Annotated in this window: 14 protein-coding genes; 4 read left to right on the top strand and 10 right to left on the bottom strand. The window is 75.6% G+C overall.

Annotated elements, in window-relative coordinates; all coding sequences use genetic code 11:
* Positions 1–113: 113 nt before the first annotated feature.
* Positions 114–2,309 carry a hypothetical protein gene (locus J2S42_RS08005; protein WP_307236908.1) on the bottom strand — a complete coding sequence of 732 codons (2,196 nt, stop codon included), beginning with the start codon at positions 2,307–2,309 and terminating at the stop codon, positions 114–116.
* A 16-nt stretch (positions 2,310–2,325) separates the two neighbouring features.
* Positions 2,326–5,070, bottom strand: coding sequence for a CHAT domain-containing protein (locus tag J2S42_RS08000; RefSeq protein ID WP_307236906.1), 2,745 nt, complete (start codon positions 5,068–5,070; stop codon positions 2,326–2,328).
* Positions 5,071–5,277: 207 nt separating this feature from the next.
* On the opposite strand from J2S42_RS08000, the gene J2S42_RS07995 reads away from it, so the two are divergent.
* Entirely contained in the window at positions 5,278–5,808 is a 531-nt protein-coding gene (locus J2S42_RS07995; RefSeq protein ID WP_307236903.1) for a DUF2510 domain-containing protein, read from the top strand.
* Between the two features lie 40 nt (positions 5,809–5,848).
* Here the strand turns inward: J2S42_RS07995 and J2S42_RS07990 are convergent, their stop codons facing one another.
* The 7 genes from J2S42_RS07990 to J2S42_RS07960 are packed head-to-tail and all read right to left on the bottom strand — an operon-like array spanning position 5,849 to position 12,298.
* Positions 5,849–6,760, bottom strand: coding sequence for a hypothetical protein (locus tag J2S42_RS07990; protein ID WP_307236901.1), 912 nt, complete (start codon positions 6,758–6,760; stop codon positions 5,849–5,851).
* Entirely contained in the window at positions 6,757–7,761 is a 1,005-nt protein-coding gene (locus tag J2S42_RS07985; protein ID WP_307236898.1) for a hypothetical protein, read from the bottom strand. The genes J2S42_RS07990 and J2S42_RS07985 overlap by 4 nt, the downstream gene beginning before the upstream one ends.
* 10 nt (positions 7,762–7,771) lie before the next feature.
* On the bottom strand, positions 7,772–9,343 hold the full coding sequence (locus J2S42_RS07980; protein WP_307236895.1) for an AAA family ATPase: 1,572 nt from the start codon (positions 9,341–9,343) through the stop codon (positions 7,772–7,774).
* A 17-nt stretch (positions 9,344–9,360) separates the two neighbouring features.
* Positions 9,361–9,897 carry a hypothetical protein gene (locus tag J2S42_RS07975; RefSeq protein WP_307236892.1) on the bottom strand — a complete coding sequence of 179 codons (537 nt, stop codon included), beginning with the start codon at positions 9,895–9,897 and terminating at the stop codon, positions 9,361–9,363.
* Between the two features lie 2 nt (positions 9,898–9,899).
* A complete protein-coding gene (locus tag J2S42_RS07970) occupies positions 9,900–10,061 on the bottom strand; it encodes a hypothetical protein (RefSeq protein ID WP_307236888.1) in 162 nt (53 codons plus the stop codon).
* The gene (locus J2S42_RS07965; protein WP_307236885.1) at positions 10,058–11,845 is read right to left on the bottom strand and encodes a hypothetical protein; all 1,788 of its coding nucleotides are present in this window, start codon (positions 11,843–11,845) and stop codon (positions 10,058–10,060) included. Before J2S42_RS07965 ends, J2S42_RS07970 begins: the two co-directional genes overlap by 4 nt.
* Before the next feature lie 9 nt (positions 11,846–11,854).
* The gene (locus J2S42_RS07960; protein ID WP_307236882.1) at positions 11,855–12,298 is read right to left on the bottom strand and encodes a hypothetical protein; all 444 of its coding nucleotides are present in this window, start codon (positions 12,296–12,298) and stop codon (positions 11,855–11,857) included.
* Positions 12,299–12,650: 352 nt separating this feature from the next.
* Between J2S42_RS07960 and J2S42_RS07955 the strand changes: the two genes are divergently transcribed.
* Genes J2S42_RS07955 through J2S42_RS07945 form a run of 3 tightly spaced genes read left to right on the top strand, consistent with a single transcriptional unit; the run spans position 12,651 to position 19,467 of the window.
* Positions 12,651–13,892 (top strand): hypothetical protein, encoded by a 1,242-nt coding sequence (locus J2S42_RS07955; RefSeq protein ID WP_307236879.1) that lies wholly within the window; start codon positions 12,651–12,653, stop codon positions 13,890–13,892.
* Positions 13,889–15,763 carry a caspase family protein gene (locus J2S42_RS07950; protein WP_307236876.1) on the top strand — a complete coding sequence of 625 codons (1,875 nt, stop codon included), beginning with the start codon at positions 13,889–13,891 and terminating at the stop codon, positions 15,761–15,763. The genes J2S42_RS07955 and J2S42_RS07950 overlap by 4 nt, the downstream gene beginning before the upstream one ends.
* Complete coding sequence (locus J2S42_RS07945) at positions 15,760–19,467, top strand: CHAT domain-containing protein (RefSeq protein WP_307236873.1); 3,708 nt, start codon at positions 15,760–15,762, stop codon at positions 19,465–19,467. The genes J2S42_RS07950 and J2S42_RS07945 overlap by 4 nt, the downstream gene beginning before the upstream one ends.
* A 312-nt stretch (positions 19,468–19,779) precedes the next feature.
* Here J2S42_RS07945 and J2S42_RS07940 read toward each other — a convergent pair whose 3' ends face one another.
* Positions 19,780–20,604 (bottom strand): hypothetical protein, encoded by an 825-nt coding sequence (locus J2S42_RS07940; RefSeq protein WP_307236870.1) that lies wholly within the window; start codon positions 20,602–20,604, stop codon positions 19,780–19,782.
* Between the last annotated feature and the right edge of the window lie 23 nt (positions 20,605–20,627).

Genomic DNA, 20,627 nt, shown 5'->3' with positions numbered 1-20,627 from the left:
GGTGCGCGCCGGACCAGGATCCTGGCCCGCTGTTCGCCATGGTTCTGCCGGCGACGTGCCGAGCCGGTGGTGACCGGAGCGCGTCCGCGTGCGCGAGAACGCCGATCCTGGGCTCAGCGCCCCCAGTACCGGAGGCTGTCGGCGGCCCCGGCCGTTGCCGGGTCGCGCAGCGCGGGCGCGTATCCGGCGGGCAGATGGGCCGGCGCGGTCCGGGCCGTGTCGGCCAGCCAGCCGCGGACGTCGTGCACCGCGTCCGCGGGCGGCAGCCCGCCGTCGACCAGCTTCAGGTGCAGCATGAACAGCGCCAGCGACTCGGCGGTGGCCGGCACCGGCCGGCTCCAGCCGACCACCCCGGCGAAACCGCCGTCGAGCAGCGCACCGGCCAGGCGGGCGCAGGCCGCGCCGGCGGAGGCGGGCAGGATCGCGACGCCGCCGGCCCGCCCGCCGTGCGCCCGGATCTCGGCGGTGCCGAGCGTGGCCGGGCCGGCCAGGCGCAGGCCGTCGTCGTCCGCGTCGCAGCCGAGGTGCAGCAGCGACGCGTCCAGATGCGCGGCCACCTCGGCGGGAGTGCCGGCACCGGCGCTGTGCTCGGCGGTCCGCCCGAAACCCACCGACCGGGGGTGGAACAGCCGGCGCAGGATCATCGTGTCGACGCTGGCGGCGTCGCGGTCGCCGCGCGGGTTCGCCACGAAGACCGGATGCGCGCTCACCGGCGGCGTGTCGCGGTCGAGCAGGGCCGGCACCCGGTCCGTGGACGCGAGATAGGAGACGACCACGCCGGGTGGCGGTGCCGTGTCCGTACCGTCGATGATCAGGGCACGCCGCCAGTCCGGTGGCCAGGACGCGAGCAGGCGCCCGTCCGCGGCGTGCAGGAACAGCCCGTCCGGCCCGGCCAGGCCGTCCACCCGCAGCCGCCGCAGGGCCGCGGCGATGTCGGCCGGGGCGGCACCGCCGAGCCGGGCCCGGGTACGGCCGGCCGCCCGCATGACCTCCCGGGCCCGGGCCGCCCACGGCAGGGTGTCCGGAACGGACTCCGGCGATACCGGGTCGCCGCCGCCGCAGGCGCGGCAGACGGCGCGCAGGACGGGTGCGGCCGCGTCCGTCGCACCGGCCGCGATGATCGCGTCCGCGCGGTCGGCGAACCGGCCGGCCAGCCCGCCGAGCGGCGGTTCGCCGTCGAGGAACGCGCCGAGACAGCCGAGGACCGTCACGGCCGCGGGATGGCCGGGCGGCAGCGCCTCCAGCGCCTCCAGCAGGTGCCGCCCGGCGACACGGTGGTCGCCGTCCGGGTCGTCCGGATCGGCGTCATCGTGCCGCGCGCGGGTGTGCAGTGCGGCGGCGAGCAGCAGCAGGTCGGCCGGGTCGGCCGGGTCGGCGGTGTACACGGCGGTCGCGGCCAGGCCGGCCAGGTCGTCGATGTCCGCGATGGAGGCCGGGGGCGGTTGCGGGCTCAGCAGCATCGCGGCGGCCGCGAAGACGTCGGTGGCACCGGTCAGGGCGAGGGCGAGCGGGTGGGCGTCCGGCGCCGGCGCGGCCGCCCGTTCGGGCTCCGCGGCCGGGGCGTCCACCTCCACCTCCACCTCCACCTCGACGAACGGGACGGGGCGGTCCAGCGGGTCCTGCCGGGCCAGGTCGTCGGCGTCCAGGAAGGAGGGCATCGTCCCGAACGCCGACGTGCCGGCCCGCATCCGATCCTGCATGTCCTGCAGCGCCGACATCATCCGCGTGATCCGTGCGAAGTCGAGCCCGGCCGGTCCACCGGGCCCGCCGCGCACGGCCTGCAGCGCCTCGGCGAGCTCCAGCATCGTCTCGGCGGCCGCGCGCATCTCGGCCTGCACCAGGTTCTCGGTGCGCACCGCGCGGAAGCAGGCGGCTGCCCGGCCGGCGTCGTCGCCGGTGGCGGAGCCGCGGACGGCCCGGGTGAGGTAGAGCTGCCCGAGCGTCATCCGCGACATCATCCGAAGGCCGGGCGGCAGCGTGCCGGCGCTGAGCGCCTCTTCCAGCAGGACGACGCCGGTGTCGCAGTCGGCCGGCGGGCCGGCGTGCGCCAGGCCGCGCATCGCCCGCGCCACGCCGAGCATGGCGACCGCGCTGCCCCGGTGCGCGTCGCCGGTCTCCAGGTGCTCGCACGCCTCCGACACCACCTCGATCGCCTGATTCAGGTACGGCAGCGCGCCGGGCTGCCCGGGTCCGCTCCGCCAGTAGTCGTTCATCAGCTGCTGGCCGAGCTGCAGCAGCGGCCGTACCCGCTCCGCGCCGGTCAGCCCGGCGAGCTCCGCCCGCAGCGAGGCGGTGGTGGTGTCCTGCATGGTGTATCCCTCCGGTTCACTGTCCGCCGTGGACGAAGCCGGCCCAGGCGGCCACCTGGGCCGGGTCGCTCTGCCGTAGCTGGTCGCGCAGCGCGCCGGGCATGGTGGCGGGCACCTCGCGGCCGGGATCGAGCATCCAGGCCTGCGCGCGCCGCAACGCCTCCCAGACCGGCAGCCGCCCGGTCATCCGGTAGTGGTGGAACATGAACATCAGCACCGACGTGTCCCGGTCCGGGATGCTCCACAGCGTGGACAGCACCGACCGGGCGCCGCCGGCCAGGAACGCGGTGCCGAGGCTGTACGCGTCGTCGTAGCCGTTGATGGCCAGGCCGGTCCGGCACGCCGCCAGCACGACCAGGCCGACGTCGCGCCGCGGTGCCGAGCCCATCAGGTCGACCAGCTCCGTGGCGTCCAGCTCGGATTCGCCGGTGCCCGGGTCCGCCGCCAGCTGCAGGAACGACCGGGCGGTCGCGATGTCGGTGAAGCCGTGGCAGGCCAGGTGCAGGGTGGTGCCCGCGCCAGGGCGGTCGCCGGTGAGCCATGCGCGTACCTCGGCCGCGGTCCCGGCACCGGAGGCGGCGGTCGCGGACCCGATCCGGCCGACGTACCGGCCACCGCGGTAGAACGCGCGGTGCACGGCCAGCGCCTCGGCGCCGGCGGCGGCCAGATCCGGGATGTGCGGCGGGGTCCGCGGGTCACCGACGATCAGGCCGGTGGGGGACGGCGGTACCGGCGGCCGCGCGGCGGCGTCGATCAGCATCCGGGCGGACGCGGTCTGCGAGAACGCGGCGGCCAGCACGGCGTACTCGCCGCCACGTGGCCGGGCGGCGTGCCAGGGCACGCGGCTCAGGTCGCCCATCGGGACGAGATAGACGTGCGGCAGCCGCCCGGCCGGCCGGCGGACGCCGGAGCTGAGCAGTGGCCCGATCGCGGCCCGCCACGCCCAGTCGCAGAGCGTGTCCAGCCGCGCGCCGAAGCCGGACTCACCGTCTTCGTCCTCCGGCTCGAGGTCCCGTGGCCGTGAGCCGGCGGCCGGTGCGGGACCGTCGCCCGCGACCAGGTTCCGGGAGCGCAGCGCGGTCAGGAACAGCTCGATGTCGTCGGCGTCGATCCGCAGGTCGGGCAGCGCCATGTAGCCGGGCCTGCCGTCGGCGGGCACCACCACCGCCCATCCGGGGTTCGGCGGCCGTGACGGGATCAGGTAGACCAGCGCGTCACCGTCGAGCCGGCGCAGCGCCCGCTGGATGTCGGCGAAGCCGGGCGGGTCGAGCAGGCCGGTGCCGTCGGTGAGCGCGGTGAGCACGTCGTGGCGCAGTTCGATCGGCGCCGTGCCCGGGTCCGCGGCCCGCCAGCGCGCGGCCAGGTCCGCGCGGCCCGCTCGTTCCAGCAGTTCCGGCAGTTGCCGCAGCCGGGTCGCGGCGAACAGGCTCAGCGCCCGGCCGCCGTCCAGCGCCCGGACCGCCGTCGCGGGGTCGGCGTCGACCAGGCACATGTGTGCCGCGTGGAGCGCGGCGTCGACCGCGTCCAGCGCGGCCAGCCGGGCGACCCGGCGATCCGTCTGCAGCAGCAGGTTGTAGGCGTGCCGCCGCAGCCCGTCCAGCGCACTGTCCCGCGCCCGCCGCACGTCACCGGCCCGGTCCGCGCCGTCCTCCGGCACCGACCGGTCCGCCTGGAGCCGGGTGTGGGCCAGCATCTCGTTGATCTGCGACCACTGTGGGTGGTGCGGGCCGCCGGCCAGCTCCCGCGCCTCGACCAGCAGCGGATGCGCCTCGCGCAGGTCGGCCACCGCACCGGTGATCTCCTTGCGGCGAAACAGCGCGGTGGCCAGCCCCACCAGGTGCAGGACCCGGCGGCTGTCGCCGGGCGGGGTCAGTGCGACGGCGTGCCGGAAGCAGTCCACGCCGCGCGCGACACGGTCCCGGCCGGACTCGCGCCCGACACCCATCAGCGTGCCGCCCGCCGCCGCGTAGGCCAGCGCCCGCTCGCCGTCGCCGGCGCCGGGCCGTTCCGCCTGCGCCAGCATCGCCGCTATCTGATCCTCGCCCGGGGGTTCGTAGGCGCCGCCCGCGTCCCGCACCGCCAGCATCGGGCCGAGCAGCGTGTTCATCTCCGCCATGGCGGCGTGCATCGGGTGACCGGCCGGCAGCCGCGCGACGTCCGCCCGCACCCGGTCCAGCAGCGGTCCGACGTCCTCCCCCCGGTCGGCGGCGGTGGCGACGTCGGTCAGCCGAGCGAGCAGGCCGGTCATCGGATCGCCGGGCATCGTGCCGGCCGCCTGCGCCGCCATCCGGTGCACGCCGGAGCTGTCGCCGTTCTGCAGGGCGTAGACGTGCCGGATCGCCGTGCGCGCCAGCTCCACCGCCTGCTCCACCCGTGGATCGCCGCCACCCTCGGCCGCGAGCGCGTCCAGCCCGGTGAGAGCGGCGCGAAGGTCGGTGACCCGCTGCTCGGCCACGGCCCAGAGCAGGGAGAAGGCGCGGGCGCAGAGCCGGGCCGGGGGCCAGTCCGGGCCGGCCGGCGGATGCCGGTCGGCGAGTGCGAGCAGCGCGTCCAGGTGCCGTAGCCGCTCGAAGCCGCCCGGCGGCAGCGTCCGGCAGAGCGCGTGCGCGGCGTCGGCCGCCAGTGCGCTGGTCCGCGGGCCGCCGGGCAGCCGGTGCAGATCGGCGGCGAGCGTGTCGATCTCGGCGTCGGACACGCCGTGCCGGATCCGGCCGACCACCGCGGCGCACCGCTGGTGGATCGCCTCGTCGTCGGGCGTCATCGGGCCTCCCTTGCTCGCTGTGTGCTGACGGTCGGTGGTGTCCCCAACCGGATGATCGGTGCGGCGTACGGCCCGAACGGCGATCGGGCCGCGGGTGATCGCCGGGGACGGGCGGGCGAACGGTGCGGGACAAAGCCTGCGCAGAGGGACCGATCCGGCTGCGAACGCTGAAGCATCAGGGCATTCGCGCCGGTGAGGAGAAGGACGATGCGCAAGTTTCTGCTCTGGATCGCCACCATGTGTGTCGGCGGCCCGACGATCGTGACGGCCCTGACGGTGTTCTCCGGGGACGGCTCCGCGCTGCTCGGAGCCGTACTGCTGTGGGTGTTCGCCCTGGTGTTGGGGGTGCTGGTGAGCGCGCCCGCGTTTCTCGATCCGCCGGACGGCGGCGGGGTCTGGTACTTTCGCGTACCGCTCGGTCTCTGGTTGTTCCTCATGATGCTGAAGGTGATTTCCTGGGTGGGATTCCAGGTGCTCAGCCTGGTGTGGATGCTGATCTTCCTGCTCTGGCAGAACCGCAACACCGGACGCCGCCCCAGCTTCAGCGGAGCCGGCTCCGGTGCCGCACCGGACCCGGTCCGGGCACCGGTGGCCACGGCGATGCCGCAGCGGCGGGCGAGCACGCCGCCGGCCTGGCACAGCGACCCGACCGGCCGGTACACGCACCGGTACTGGGACGGCACCCGCTGGACCCATCTGGTCGCCAACGGCGCGGTACAGGCCGTCGACCCGCTGTGACGGCGCCCCCGCCGGGAGGCTCCGGCTTCCCGGCGGCCCATCAGACGGCCAGCATGACCCAGAGCAGAAACCCGGAGAGAACCACCACGCCGGTACGGGTGAGCAGGCGTGCCACCCGGACCGCGCGCGGCAGGCGCGCGGTGACCACCCGGACCACAGGGCCGTCGAACGCGGCCAGGATCTCGACCGCGCTGACCATCCGGTGCGCCAGGGCGTTCGGCGCGGCCCGGCGGAACCGGCCGGCCCGGACCCGGACGATCTCGCCGCCGGCCGGTACCCCGGCCGGGAACGTCCCCTTGACGGCGTAGGAGTCGGTCCGGCCGTCCGGTGTGCGCACGCGGAACGTGTGCAGCGGGACGCCGGCGGCGGACGCCCGCAGTAGTGCGGCACCGGCCGCCGCGGCCGTCACGGCCGGCAGGACCACGCCCGCGGCCAGCACGCCCTGCGGCAGCCCGCCGGCGAGCGCCCGGCCGGCCACGGCCGCGACCGTCACCACCGCGGTCAGCACGAGCACCGGATACTCCGGGACCGGCACCCCGCGTGCGGCACGCCGGCCGGTGACCGGCACCGGCGTGCCCACCAGGACACCGGCGTGCGAGCCACGCTCCGGGGCGCCGGGAGGCCCGGACGGGCCGTCCGCGTCCGGGCCGGGCACCGGCGCGGTCGGCGGTGGGCGCCGGCCCGGCGGCGGGCCGGCCGGCGTGTGAGCGGCGCCGAAGGAGACGGGCGGTGCGGTGACAGGCGCGTGCGGGCCGGCCGAACGGCGCCGGACCGGATCCCGGTACGGCGGTGCGGCCGGTACCGCCGGCCGCCGGGCCACGGGCAGTGGCGGGAAGAGCGGCCGGTCGCCGGCCGCCGGCCCGAACAGCGGTTCGTCGCCGGCGGGCGGCTCGTCCGGTGTGGACTCCTCGCGGGGGCGGGCCCACGGGGGCCGGGTGTCCTCGGCCATCACGGCTCCAGGGTGCGCGCGGCGCAGCGGTTCTCCAGCTGCACGCCGGTCAGGTCCGGGAAGCGGTGGCTGCACCAGGTCAGCACCGCGTCGCGGTCCGCGAAGTCACCGACCGCGACCGTGACCCAGAGCGGTTCGCCCTCGTAGAGTTGCCGGATGCCGTATTCGGTGCTCTTGAGCAGAAGCACGGTGGCGCCCGGGTTCGGCCCGGCGCGCAGCGTCTCGTGCTCGGCCAGGATGTCGGTGGCACGGAACGTGTGTGATCCGTCCGCGGCGTACTGGTGGGGGTCCTCGATGCCGGGGATCTTCGACGCGAGCTGTGCGACGTGCTGCCCGGTGAAGACGATGGCGCCGCGGTCCCTCGCATGCTGCCGGGCGAGCGCGTTCAGCGCGAGCGTGTCCTCGGTCGCCTCGTCGAGGGCCGGTGTGGCCGGCCGGGGGTACGAGGCATCCGGCCGCGTCCCGGCCGGATCACCGGGCCAGGCCGGAAGCGTGCCGGCGGCCGGGCCGGTGGGGAGCGGCTCGGCGGCCGCCGGGCCGGTGCGCGACTGTTCTGCCGCGGCCGGGCCGGCGGGCGGTCCCGCGGCCGGCTCGTCCTCGGCTCCGGCGGCCAGCGTGAGCCCGCCGACCGCGGCGACGACCACCAGGCCGACGCCGGCCGCTGTCGCCAGCCTCCGGTTCCGTCCGGCGGCGCCCGATCCGCCGGATCCCGGCCGCACGGGCGGAGGAACCGGCCAGCCGGTCCCGGAACCGGCCACCGGTACCGCGTCCGTGGCGCCGGGCGGTGACGGCGGCCCGGCAGCGGGCGGTGGCGTGCCGGGTGGTGACGGTGGCCCGGCAGCCGACGGTGGCTCCGCGGGTGGGGCCGGTGCGGCGGCGGCCGGCGGCGGTGCCGTGGCCCGGGGAGCGGTCGGCGGTTGCCACACCGGCGCCGGTGGTGCGTCGTCGGAGGTCCCGCCGGAGAGCAGGGACCGTGGGTTCCACAGTGGCTCGGCGTCGCTCATCGCCCGTACCTCACTCCCCGAAGACCACGACGCGGCGTCCCTGGCCCGGTGCCGTGCCGCCGGTGTGGCCGGCGCCGAAGGCGCGGCCGGCGGGCACCGCCCGCTCCCGCCCCCAGCTGCGGATGTCCTCGATCTGCTCCGGGTTGGTCCGGCTCAGCGGGAACGTGTTGGTGAACGTGTCCAGGACGAAGTCGGTCCGCAGTGCCTCGGCGCCGCCGTTGAGGTGCACCTCCTCGCCGACCTCGTGCAGCGCCGACTCCAGGTCCGAGCCGGCGAAGCCGTCGGACAGCCCGACCAGCTTGTCGACCAGTTCCGGTGTGGGCTCGGTCCCGACGTAGCGCCGGTGGTACATGCCGATGATCTCCGCGCGGTCCTGTTCGTCCGGCAGGTCGACGAAGAACAGCTCGTCGAAGCGGCCCTTGCGCAGCAGCTCCGGCGGCAGCGAGCGGACGTCGTTGCTGGTCGCGACCACGAACACGCGCTGCCGGGACTCCTGCAGCCAGAACAGGAACTGCCCGACCATCCGCCGGCCGACACCGGTGCTGTCGTTCTGCCCGGCGAGCCCTTTCTCGATCTCGTCGATCCACAGCACGCACGGCGCGAGCCGGTCCGCGGTGTCGAGCGCCTCGCGCAGCCGGGTCTCGGACTGCCCGACGAACTGGCCGAGGATCGCGGCCAGGTCGAGCCGGTAGAGCGGCAGCCGCCACTCGGCGGCGATCGCCTTGGCGGACAGGGACTTGCCGCAGCCGGGTACCCCGACCAGCATCACGCCGCGCGGCGGGCGCAGTGCGGTGCCGCGCAGGTCGGAGGAGATCAGCCGCTGCTTGCGGCGCAGCCACGAGCGGAGGCTGGACAGGCCGCCGACCTGCGGGCCGTCCGGGTTGACGCGCACGCGTTCCAGGCCGGCTAGCGCGCCGAAGTGCTTGTCCTTGAACTCGGCGAGGTGCGCGACGTCGTCCTTCTCGACCGAGCCCTTGGCGACCATGGTGGCGAGCACGTTGATCGCGGTGCCCTCGGGTACGCCGACCATGAACTCTGCGGCGCGGCGCGCGTCGGACTCGGTCCAGGCGATCGGCACGACGCCGTGGTGGTCGCGCAGGAACTCGATGATCACCTCGTACATCTCGTCCGTGTCCGGCAGGTCGAGTGTGACGCCCATGCCGAGCCGGCCGAGCCCCGTCCACAGCGGGGTGTCGGTGACGATGACGATGCTGCCGGAGTTGGAGTCGGCGAGCCGGGCCAGTTCGGCGAAGTGCCGGGCGGCGGTGTTGTCGTCGCTGAGGTTCTCCGGGTCGACGAAGACGACGGTGGCCTGCGCCCGGTTCGCGAACTGCTGCGCGGCGAAGTCCATCGCCCCGGTCAGCGAGCGGTCCTCCTGCGCGGGGGCGTTGGTGCGCAGGTCGCGCAGCCCGGTCGCGCGCGTGTAGATCCAGAACGGCAGGTTCGCCCGGCGCGGGCTGGACGCGGCCTGCCGGACCAGGCGCAGCGCGCGGACCTGCTCCTGGCTGTGCACCGCGATGACCGGCACCCGGGCGGAGAGGTAGCTGTCGAGGTCCTTGACTGACTCGGCGTAGTTCGACATGGGGGTGTCCTCCGGGGCTACGAGACGATGCGGCGGCGGGCGCCGTGGGCGGCCGCCCACGGGTCGCCGGCCACCGGCGGCCCGTGGGTGGCGGTGGTCAGCTGGTTGTCCCGGATCGCGCGCAGCCGGGCCTCCACGATCGGGCGCGGCACACCGTCCCGGCGCAGGCGTTCGACCTGTTCCTCCAGCTGCCGCTGGGTGTCGCGGATCTTGCCGTCGACCGCGGCGAGGAACTTCGCGGACAGCTCCGGCGGCAGCGCGGGCGTGGCGGCGAGCCCCCGGATCCCGGCCAGCGGCGCCCGGGCCCGTTGCAGCGCCCGCCCGTACCCGAAGTCGTCGACGGCGGTGGACATGTCGTTGGTGAGCACGTCGGACCAGGCCTGCAGGCGGCGGGAGAGCGCGTCGCCGATCCGGGTGGCGAGCCGCTCCCAGCTGTCGCCGGTCAGGTCGTCCGGGGTCAGCGGGGGCAGGGCGGCCGGGTCGAGCGGCTCGCCGGCCGCCCACCGGTCGAGGAACTGCGCCCAGGTCGCGTAGTGGCCGCCGGTGACGTGCACGATCAGGCCTCCCGGCGGTGTCGCTGGACGAGGATCTCGCCGGGCGGCAGCGGTTCCCAGCCGGGCAGCGTGCGGACCATCCGCCGTACCCGCTGGGTGGCGTGGGGTTGTGGGGTTGCGGCCTGCTTCGCCCAGGGCACGTCCGGGTTGGCGGGGGTGGTCATCGGGTGGCTCCGTTCTCGGCGACGCGGCGTTCGTAGGGCGATGCGGGGCTGCCGATCGTGGCCAGGTCGGCGATCATCGCGCGGACCTCGGGTTCGCGTCCGTCGGCGGCACGGAATGCGGTGTTCCAGTCGACGAGCTCGGCGCCGGCCGCCCGCAGCTGCCGGATCGAGTCGTACTTGCCGCGTTCGAGCACCTCGCGCGCCTCCTGCTGGCGTTTCGCGCCGGCCCGCTGCCGGGACCACAGGAACAGCGCGCCGCCACCGCCGATCATGGCGCCGGCGAGTACGCCGAGTAACGGGCTGCCCTGCCCGAGGCAGAACATGACGACCAGCGCGGCGGCCACGATCCCGATCAGCGGGCCGACGCCCTGCCGGCGCCAGTCCCAGCCGAGGCTGGCGATGAACGGTGCCGCCGCGCGGTCCCAGTGCGCGGCGAGGTCGCGCTCGAGGTCGGGGACCGGCCGGGTGAACGAGCCGGTCCAGCGGGGGAGCTGGAAGACGACGCCGGCCGCGTTGTGGTTGCCCTGGAAGACCGCGTGCACGTCGGTCGGCAGCGCCGCCCGGTAGTCGCGGCTGAACATGCCGTGCGCGCGGGCGAACCACTCGTGGCAGGACGAGACCGCCATCCGCTGGGTGGATCGCGACACCCCGATCGCGGCCGGGTTGAGCGCCGACTCGCTCTGGATCGTCAGGTAGTCCAGCGTGCGCTCCAGCGCGGTCAGGTCGGTGGCGAGGTCGCGTTGCGCGGCGTTGATGTCGCCGTTGTGCCGGATGATCGCGCGGGCCTGGGCGTGCTCGCGGCGCAGCGGCAGTTCCTCCTCGTCGTACTCGCGCACCAGCCGGTCGAGGATGTCGTCGACCTGGTCCTCCAGCTGCGCGGCCGGGGTGGGGGTCTCGGCGGCGAGCGCGCGGTAGGTGTCGATCAGCGCGCCGTTGGCGGCCGCGCAGGACAACGCCCGGTCCATCTGCGGCCACTGCGGCGACACCCCGGCCAGGAACGGGAACCGCTGCCCGGACGAGCCGGCGATGTACCGGTCCAGCTCCGCGCGCCACCGGGTGACCTGGGCGTCCTGCCGGGCGTCGTCGTCGAGCAGCCGGGCCCGCCAGGCGTCCAGCCGCTCCCTCACCAGGTCCACGCCGGCCGGCCCGAACGCGCCCTGCGAGACGCACTCCAGGATCATCGCGAAGTCCCGGCCGAGCGCCGTCGGGTCCTGCGCGGCCAGGTAGTGGCGCAGCCAGCGCACCGACGCCTCGCGCCGGCCCTGCCGACGAAGAACGAGGGCCATGAACAGGGAGGTACGCCCGGGGGAGCGGCGGAAGCCCTCCTGGACCGCCCGCTCGCACAGCTCCGGCTCGTCGGCCGCCCAGGCGCCCAGTGCGACCAGCACCGGCGCCAGCCAGTACCGCGGGTTCTGCACCATGAGCTGTTCGCTGACCGCGCGGACCGTCTCCTCGGAGACCAGGCCCACGTCGAAGCCCTGCAGCATGCCGGTCGCGGTCCGCCGGACCACGTTGTGGTGACCGAACTGGTGCTCGATCTGCGCCTCCACCACACCGACGCGGGTCTCGGCGCGCTGTACGTTCGCGGTGCGCTGGGCGTCCAGCACGAACCGCTGGAAGTCCGCGGCGAGCCGGCGCAGCTCGGTCTGGGTCTCGTCGGCGCGCTGCCCGACCTGGCCGACCTGTGCGCTGACCGCGATCAGGCCCTGGTCGACCTGCTCGACCTTGGCCCCGACGTGGTCGATCCGGCGCAGAATGGCCGCCTCGCTGAAGTTGCTGCTCATCGTGCTCCTTTAGGCGACGACTGAACCGTCCTGGAGGACGGGCTTGAGCTCCCCGCTCGCGTAGACCTCGATGAAGTCGTAGGCGCCGCTGCGGGCCAGCGGCCGGGCGCCGACGAACGGTTCCGGCACGAAGTCGGCCGGGGCGTAGTGATCGGTGATCGACTGCCACAGGTCCAGCCGGTGGTCCACATAGGGCGGGCCGAGGTGGCACTGCGCGAAGAAGCCCAGCGGTACGTCGCCGAACTCCTTCTCGTACTCGTCGCGGACCCACCGGGCGATCTCGGCGCGAGCCGTCGCGTCCAGCCCGGCGTCGAGCCGGTGCACCGCCTCGAAGATCCCGGCGTGCCGGCGGGCCCGGCCCGCGCGGGTGGACCGCACCAGGCCCTGCTGCTGCCGCTGCGGCGCGGCCTGGCCGAACCCGGTCTGCACCCGCCGCCGTTGTGTGAAATCCATTCGCTTCCCCTTTCGGCGTTCCATTCGGAATGGAATGGAACGGGTCGCCCGGCGAGCGGAGCCTAACAATGCGAATCTGCCGACTGCCAGCGCGCGAAAGGCGATCGAACCGCGCGCACGGTCCGCTGTGGCTGGATGACATCGGGCGGTCGACGCATCGGTGAACTGGGCCGATGTTCGACGAATCGGGTCGTCCGAACGGCCCATTCGTTCCGGTCCGGACCGCTCCGCCCGGTCCGGAACGACTGGCCTGTTCGGACGATCGCGGCGGTACCGGCGCACGGTTATCAATTCGGTTCGGGATGGTAAGAATGCGGGATCCGGCAATGGTGAAAAAGGGATGGTGGCGGCCGTGATCGGTCAGGAAGAATCGCTACGCGAGGACGAGACGCTCGCCGACGCCGAGCTCACGGCACCGGACGGCCGGGGCGACGGCGGACCACGGCCGGTGGTCCGGTGCGGGCGCCCGCTGCTGTACCCGGTGCCGGCCGGTGAACTGCCGGTCCCGCTGCGCCGCCGGGCGCGCAGCACCGGTGCGGCGTACCTCGGTGCGCTGTTCGCCTTCGACCTGGGCGACCTCCCCGCCGGGCATCGGTACGCGGCCGCCCGCCTCACCGTCGACCTCGGCGACTCGCCGGTGATCGCGGTCGCGGTGCACGCCGACGGCGGCCAGTTCGGACTCGGCGACGACGACACCGCCCCGCTCGCCGGGCGCACCCGTGCGGCCACCGCGGACCGGCCCGGGCTGCTGCCCCGCCTCGGCACCCGCACCGGCCGGCCACGCGCGCACACCTCCGGCGTGCACAGCGCCCGATTCGGCTGGGGCTACACCGACCGGCGTACCGCGCCGATACTGCCGCGCGGGTACGGCTGCCACGCGCTGCTGGAGATCCCGCCGGACGTGACGTCCCTGCACGGCACGCTGTCCGTGCAGGCCGACGTCAAAGGGCTGGTGCTGCGCCGGATGTCCACCCGCGAGGCGGTGCCGTTCACCGCGCCGGTGCCGCGCACGCCGCCGGGCCCGCACCACGCCTCTGTCCGGCTGTGCATGGCCGCGGACGTCGCCGGATACAGCACCCGCCGCACCGGCGAGACCGCACGCATCCAGCACGACCTGGTCCGGCTGCTGGCCGCCGCGCGCACCACCGCCGGGATAGGCGAGGATCAGGTCGCGCCGCAGCCGCAGGGTGACGGCCAGTTCACCGTGCTGCCGTCCGGCATCGACGAGGCCGACGTGATCCCGCGGCTGGTCCGCGGCGTGGCCGCCGAGCTCGCCGCGCGCAACGCCGCCGCGCCGGCCGTGGAGCGGATCCGGCTGCGCATGGCGCTGCACCGGGGCCTGGTCCGCGAGGCGGACAACGGCTGGGTCGGCCGCGCGGCGATCGCGGTCCATCGCATCCTGGACGCGCCCCCACTGCGCGCGGCGCTCGCCGACCACCCGGACGCCGACTTCGCGCTCGGCGTACCCGATGCGCTGTTCCTGGACGCGGTCGCCGACGGTGCCGGGCCACCCGATCCGGCCGCGTTCCGGCGGATCACCGTGGACCTGCCCACGAAGGGCTTCCAGGAGCAGGCCTGGATCTACGTCCAGTGACCGTCCACGCGCTCATCGTCGGCATCGACGACTACCCGGACGCACCGCTGCGCGGTGCCCGCGCCGACGCGGAGGCCGCCGCCGCCTTTGTGCGCACCCGTACGACGGTGGAGCCCCGGCTGCTCACCGACCGGGCCGCGGGCCGGGACGCGGTCATCGCCGGCCTGCGCGACCTCGGCCGGGCCGGGCCGGGCGACACCGCGCTGTTCTGGTTCGCCGGGCACGGCTCGGTCGCACCCGTACCCCCGGAGCTGTGTTTTCTCGAACCGACCGGCCGGCTCCAGACGCTGGTCTGCGCGGACAGCCGGCGAGGCGGCGTGCCGGACCTGATCGACAAGGAGGTGTCGGTGCTGCTGGACGCGGCCGCCGCGAACGGCGCCCACGTCGTCGCCGTGCTGGACAGTTGCCATTCCGGCGGCGCCACCCGGCTGCTGCCGTCCGCCCGGGGCAGAGCGGTCCCGTCCGCCACCGTGCCACCGCGCGCCGGCACGCTCATCCCGGAGCTGCGCGACGGCTGGTCGGCGCTGCCCGGCACCGCCCGGCACGTCGCGCTCGCCGCCTGCCGCTCGGACGAACTGGCCCAGGAGCACGCGATGGAGGACGGCGGGCCGGTGCGCGGCGTCTTCAGCTGGGCGCTGCTGCGCGCGATCGCCGAACTGGGGCCGCACGCCACCTACCGTGAGCTGGCGGCCGCGGTCCGGTGCCGGGTCGAGGGCCGGGTCGGCCGGCAGACACCGCAGCTCGGCGGCGACGCGGACGCCGACCGGCAGTTCCTCGGCGGCACGAGCCGGCCACCCGCGGCCGGCATGGTGCTGCGGGGCCTGCACGGGCGCTGGGAGATCGACGGCGGTACCTGCCACGGGCTGCCGCCGGCCGGGCCGCTGACCGCCGCGGTCGCGGGCAGCCGTCCGGCCCGGACGGTGCGGGCGGTCCAGGTGCGCACCACGCACACGATCGTCGAGCCGGTCGGGTGGGCGCCGGACCCCGGCCGCCAGTACCCGGTGGTGCTCACCGGCCTGCCGCAGCCGCCGCTCACCGCCGCGGCCGAGGAACCGCTGATCGCCGCGCGGATCGCCGAGTCGGTGCACCTGCGCCCGCCCGGCGACGCCGCACCTGAGCTGCGGGTGCAGGTCACCGAGCCCGGCCGGGCCCGGATCCTCGGCGCGGACGGCGTGCCGCTCACCGCGGACGTGACCGGCGCGGATGCGGCCGCGCTCGCGCACGCCGCGGTGCGTACCGGCGAGCACATCGCCCGGTGGCGGCAGGTGCACGGCCTGGCGAACCCGTTCTCCGCGCTGGCCGGTGGCGTCCGGCTGGAGATCGTGGAGGCGCTGCCCGGGGAACGGATCGTGCCGCTGGACCGCCCGGCGCTGCCGCTCGGCGCGGACGGCGCGATCACGCTGGCGTACCGGTACGGCCCCGAGGGCTGGACACCGCCGGCGGTCTTCATCCGCGTCCGCAACACCACCGACCGGGACCTGCACTGCGCGCTGCTCGACCTGACCGGCCGGTACCGCATCCACGCCGGCCTGCTGCGTGGCGAACTGATCGGTGCCGGCCGGTGGGGCGCCGCCGTCAACGGCCGCCGGGTGCGGCTCAGCCTGCCCGCCGGTACCCCGCCGGAGCCCGGCCGTGAGGCCCGCGACTGGCTGAAGCTGATCGCGGCCGAGGAGGAGTTCGGCAGCCGTGCCTTCGAACTGCCCGCCCTCGGCGACCCGGTCCCGGCCGGCGACCGCGCCCCGCTCGGCCTGCGCGGCGTGCTGGACCGGCTCGGCCGGGCCGCCCTGCACCGCGACGCGGGAGAGGACGAGCCCGACGCCGCCTGCGACTGGACGACCACGATGGTCGAGCTGCGGACGGTGGTGCCGTGAACGCCGCGGAGGAGGCGCTCACCCGCTACGAGGAGGACGGCGACCTCGCCACGCTGACCGAGGCGATCGGGGAGCTGCGCGCGCTGGCCGTCGACGACGGCGAGGAGGAGCGACTGTGGTGGCGGCACCAGCTCGCCCGCGCCTACGCCGAGCGGGGCGGGCGCACCGGCTCCGCCGACGACTGGCAGGCGGCGATCGACGCGTTCAGCCTGGTGGTGTCCGGCCTGCTCCCCGGCCCGCTGCGGGCGGAGAATCTGCTCCTGCTGATCGACGCGCACTGGCAGCGGGCCCGGACCGTCTGCTTCGGGCCGGCCGGCCCGGGACCGCTGCGGCCGGAGGACGAAGCGCGCCGCGCCCTCGCCGAGATCGACCGGGCCCGGGCCGGCATCGACGACCCGGGCCTGCTGGCGCACGTCCGGCTGCCGCGCGGCCTGTTGCTGCTCGTGCTGTTCGACCTGGCCGGCGAGCGCGCCCACCTGGACCAGGGGATCGACGACCTCACCGCCGCGCTCGACACCCTCGCCCCGGACCTGCCGGATCTGGTGCTGGCCGGGGCGCTGCTGTGCGACTGCCTGCGTCGCCGGGCCTGGCTCGACGAGGACCCGGCGTCGTTCGACGCGGCGATCGCCGCCGGCCTGCGCGCGGACACGCTCGCCGTGGATCCGGACGATCCGGCACTGCCGATGCTGCACGAGTGGCTGGCCGAGGCGTTCCGGGACCGGTGGGAGACCGGCGCGGCACCGGCCGATCTGGACGCCGCGATCGCCCGGTACGAACGGCTCCTCGCCGTCGCACCGGAGACCCGCGTCGCGTGCGGGCGTCTGCTGCGCGAACGCGCCGAGATCCGCGGCACCGTCGAGGACGCCGGCCGGGCCGTGGCACTGCTGGACGGCTCGGATGCCTGGTACGACCTGGCCCGCGCCCACGTCGTGCGCTGGCAGCAGGGGCACGCGCCCGAGGACCTCGACCGGGCGGACGCCTACTTCGACCGGGCGCTGCACGAGGCGGCCGCGGCCTCCGACGACGACCAGCTGATGGAGATCCACACCAGGCGGCTGCTGATGACGAACAGCCGCATCGAGGCGGAGTCGGCCGCCGATCCCCACGTCGTGCCACCCGGCGCCCGCATCATCGGCGACCGGGCGGCCGAGGCCAGGGCCGTGTTCGACCGTAGCGGCGGCACCGGGGATCCGGACACCCGCGCCATGCTGGCCACCGTCGTCGCCCTGTCCGAGATGAGGTCGGGCGTGGCCACGCCCGAGTCCGTGGACATGGACCGGATCACGGCGCTGATGCGGGCCGGGCACACGATCTCCGATCCCACGCCCGAATGGCAGCGGCTGCTGGACTCCGCGGATGCGCTCACCGGCTTCGCCGCCGCCGCCCGGACCTCGGCCGACCCGGCCCCCGTCGTGGCCGCGGCGGTGCGGGCGATGACCGGACCGGGCACGACCGCCGACATCAGTGCCGATGCGCGGAAAGCCCTGGGCATGGCGCTGATGCTGCGCGCACTCAACGACGGCGACCGCCGGGCCTGGCGGGCCTCCACGGCGTCGCTGGTCGAGTCCGACGATCCCGACCTGAGGGTGATGAGCCGGGCCATGGACCTCATCGACCGCGCTCGCCGGGACGGCCTGGGTGCCGCCGACGACGTCCGCCGGTTCGCCCGCGAGGTACGCGACGCCGGGCCGAACCTCACCGTGCAGCAGACGGTCCTCCCGCTGATCGGTCTCTTCGAGGACATCCTCGACGGGGCCGACGGCACCAGATCGTTCCGGCTCGGCGACTCACCACTGCGGGAGGGCGACACGAGCGCCGCGGCCGACGCGCTCATGGCGGTCACCGGACCCCTGATCGCGGCCCGCACCAGGCACGATCCGCGCGTGCTGAGGGAGTGCCTGCGCCGGCTCGGCGAGATCCGCGCCCGGGTACCGGACGGGCACAGGCTGCGGCCCGTCATCGCCGGGCTCGGCATGACCGCGGCCCAAGGGCTGGCCCGCAACGGTGGCGACCCGGCCGACGCGGCCCTGGCCCTGCACTGGTCGTCGGAGGCGGTGGCGCAGAGCCCCGGTGTGTACACCGAGATGTATGCGCAGGTGCGGATGGGGCTCGCCGAGGCGATCCGGATGACCGGCGGCGACCGCGCCGAATCCCGCCGGCTCGGGCTGACCGCCGTCCACGGCCACGCCGCCCAGGTGCTGCTGCAGTCCGGGACCGACGACGCCGTCGCGGCCGCCGGGGAGGCCGCGGCCACCGCGATGCGCGTGGCCGCCTGGTGCCGCCAGGACGGCGCCACCGGCGACCTGGTCGCCGCGCTCGACGCGGGCCGGGGCCTGGTGCTGCAGGCGGCCACCGCCTCCCGCACCATCCCGGACCGGCTGGTCGCGGCCGGCCGCCCCGATCTCGCCGAACGCTGGCGCACCACCGACGGCTACGGCAGCGACGAGGTCACCGGCGCGCTGCTCGGCGCGGTCAGCGGCGGGCCGGAGGCCCCGGACGCGCTGCGCGCCGAGGTGTTCCGCGCGCTGGACGTCCGCGAGCCGCAGCCGGTCACGCCCGCGGAACTGCGGGCGGCCCTGACCGCCGCCGGCGCGGACGCGCTGGTCTACCTGACCCCGGCCACCGCCGAGCAGACCGGCGCGGCGGTCGTCGTGCCGGTCACCGGCGAGGTGGTCACGCTCGACCTGCCCGGCTTGGCCGCGCCGCCCGGCTCGCTGCTCGCCCGCTTCGCCGCCGCCGACGCGCGCTCCCGCGCGCGCGGCCGGCGCACCCGGCCGGGACCCGGGCGCGACGCCGAACCGGACGATGACGGCGGCCCGCCGCTTGAGGAGGTCTGCCGGTGGGCGTGGGCGGCCGCCGCCGGTCCGCTGCTGCGGCACACCGCCCGGTGGAGCCTGCGCCGGCCGGTCCGCCTGGTACTGATCCCGATGGGCATCCTCGCGCTCGTGCCGTGGCACGCCGCCCGCCACGGCGGCCGCTACCTCGTGCACGATGCCGTCGTCTCCTACGCGGTCTCCGCCCGCGCGTTCACCGCCACCGCGCACGCCCCGGTGCGGCCGGTCCGGTCCGCCCTGGTCGTCGGCGACCCGGCCGGGAACCTGCCGTTCGCCGGCCTGGAGGCCCGCGCGATCCGGGAGGCGTTCTACCCCGGCGGTGTCTACCTCGGCGGTACGGACGGCACCCCGGACCGGGTGCTCGACTGGGTGGCCGCGGCCGCACCCGGCCCGTCCCTGCTGCACCTGGCCTGTCACGGCCGCGCGGACCGGGCCCGCCCGGCGGAGGCACGGCTGGAACTCGCCGGAGGCGCGCTCACCGCACGCCGGCTGCTCGACGCGTCCCGGACCGCCGAACTGTCGATCGAGCGGGTGTTCCTGGCCGCGTGCGCGACCGGGATCACCGGCACCGCCCACGACGAGGCGTTCAGCCTGGCCAGCACGTTCCTGGCGGCCGGGACCCGGACCGTCTTCGGGTCGCTGTGGGAGGTGCCGGACGCGGAGACCTCGCTGCTGATGTACCTCATCCACCACCATCTCGAGGTGGCGGGCCGGGAGCCGGCCGACGCGCTGCACGCCGCCCAGCTCTGGATGCTCGATCCGCACCGGCTCCCACTGCCGGGCATGCCGCCCGCGCTGGCGTCCCGCTGCGCCGGCCCGCGCGCCGCCGACCCGGTCTCCTGGGCAGCGTTCACCCACCAGGGCCGCTGAGCCCGGTCGCGTCGTACGTTGCGGCATCCGCATCCGAACCCCGTCGCCCAGGTCGGCGCTCGGGCGGCCGTCCCCCAGCCGGGCGAAGCCGGCGCTGGCCATCCGTGGCGCCGAGATGAGCGCGCTGAGCCGGGCGTCCCTGGCGTAGCGCCGCACGGCCGAGCGGCCGGGTGTCCGGGTGCTGCTCAACGCCGGCCGGAGCCCGGCGGCACCGGGCCCGGGGTGCTGCCGCGCAGCCCGGCCGACCACGACCGGGTCTTCCCCCGGTGCCGGGTCGCGGTGCACCACGACCCGGCCGGCCGTCGGCCTTGCTCAGTTCTCGAAGCGGCCCGGCAGGGACAGGTCGCCGGAGGCGACGTCGAAGACGTTCTCGACGCGCAGCAGCGGGTCGTGCAGGTCGGCGTTGACCTTGAGGGCCGCGGTGACGCCGTCGTAGGAGAACGTGTCGGGTGCGCCGAGGACCTGCATGGGTACGTCGATGCGGACGGTCTGCCCGGTCAGTTCGGTGGGGTAGGAGGGGCTGTCGATGTAGATCGGCACGCCGGGCCAGGTCGCCGGCAGCGCGGGTGTCTCACCGGGTGCGATGTCGCGGACCTTCAGCGCCCCGTCCGGGCGGGTGGTGTCCGGGACGAGGATGACCCAGTGGGCGTGCCAGAGGCCGCCGTCGTCGTCCTTCTTGCCGTTGTTGTTCTCGTCGGCCAGCGGTGTGTCGTCGAAGTCGGGGTGGCTGGTGGCGGCGAGGGCGAGGGTGCCGCTGTCCTTGGTGAAGCCGACGGTGGCGGCGTTGAGGGAGATCGGCCAGACGTAGCTGAGCACGGAGCTGCCGCCGAACGTACCGACCGGGTCGGGGGTCTTGTCGCCGGCGGTGCCGCGGACCTTCTCGGTGAACACCACGGCGTCGCCCTCCCGGCGGACCGAGGTCTCGACCAGGTCGAACGGGGCGAGTTCGGTGTTGCCGCTCGCGGAGGTGATGTGGGTGCCGTGATCGTGCGCGGTCGCGGCCACCTGTTCAGCGGCCGGTGCGTCGTCGCGTCGCGCGGCGTTCGTGCCGGCGGCCACCGCGCCGGCCGCGGCGGCCAGCACGGCGACGGCGACGGCGGGGATGACGATCCGGCGGGGGAGCGCGGAGCGGTTCATGGCGTGCCTCCTCATGTCTATTG

Source organism: Catenuloplanes indicus (genome assembly GCF_030813715.1).
In the GTDB taxonomy this organism is placed as follows: Bacteria; Actinomycetota; Actinomycetes; order Mycobacteriales; family Micromonosporaceae; genus Catenuloplanes; species Catenuloplanes indicus.
This window is presented reverse-complemented; position numbering and strand designations above follow the sequence as displayed.

Coding starts and splice junctions, on each gene's coding strand:
- J2S42_RS08005 (WP_307236908.1), bottom strand. CDS start 2,309: ATGCAGGACACCACCACCGCCTCGCTGCGGGCGGAGCTCGCCGGGCTG.
- J2S42_RS08000 (WP_307236906.1), bottom strand. CDS start 5,070: ATGACGCCCGACGACGAGGCGATCCACCAGCGGTGCGCCGCGGTGGTC.
- J2S42_RS07995 (WP_307236903.1), top strand. CDS start 5,278: ATGCGCAAGTTTCTGCTCTGGATCGCCACCATGTGTGTCGGCGGCCCG.
- J2S42_RS07985 (WP_307236898.1), bottom strand. CDS start 7,761: ATGAGCGACGCCGAGCCACTGTGGAACCCACGGTCCCTGCTCTCCGGC.
- J2S42_RS07980 (WP_307236895.1), bottom strand. CDS start 9,343: ATGTCGAACTACGCCGAGTCAGTCAAGGACCTCGACAGCTACCTCTCC.
- J2S42_RS07970 (WP_307236888.1), bottom strand. CDS start 10,061: ATGACCACCCCCGCCAACCCGGACGTGCCCTGGGCGAAGCAGGCCGCA.
- J2S42_RS07965 (WP_307236885.1), bottom strand. CDS start 11,845: ATGAGCAGCAACTTCAGCGAGGCGGCCATTCTGCGCCGGATCGACCAC.
- J2S42_RS07960 (WP_307236882.1), bottom strand. CDS start 12,298: ATGGATTTCACACAACGGCGGCGGGTGCAGACCGGGTTCGGCCAGGCC.
- J2S42_RS07940 (WP_307236870.1), bottom strand. CDS start 20,604: ATGAACCGCTCCGCGCTCCCCCGCCGGATCGTCATCCCCGCCGTCGCC.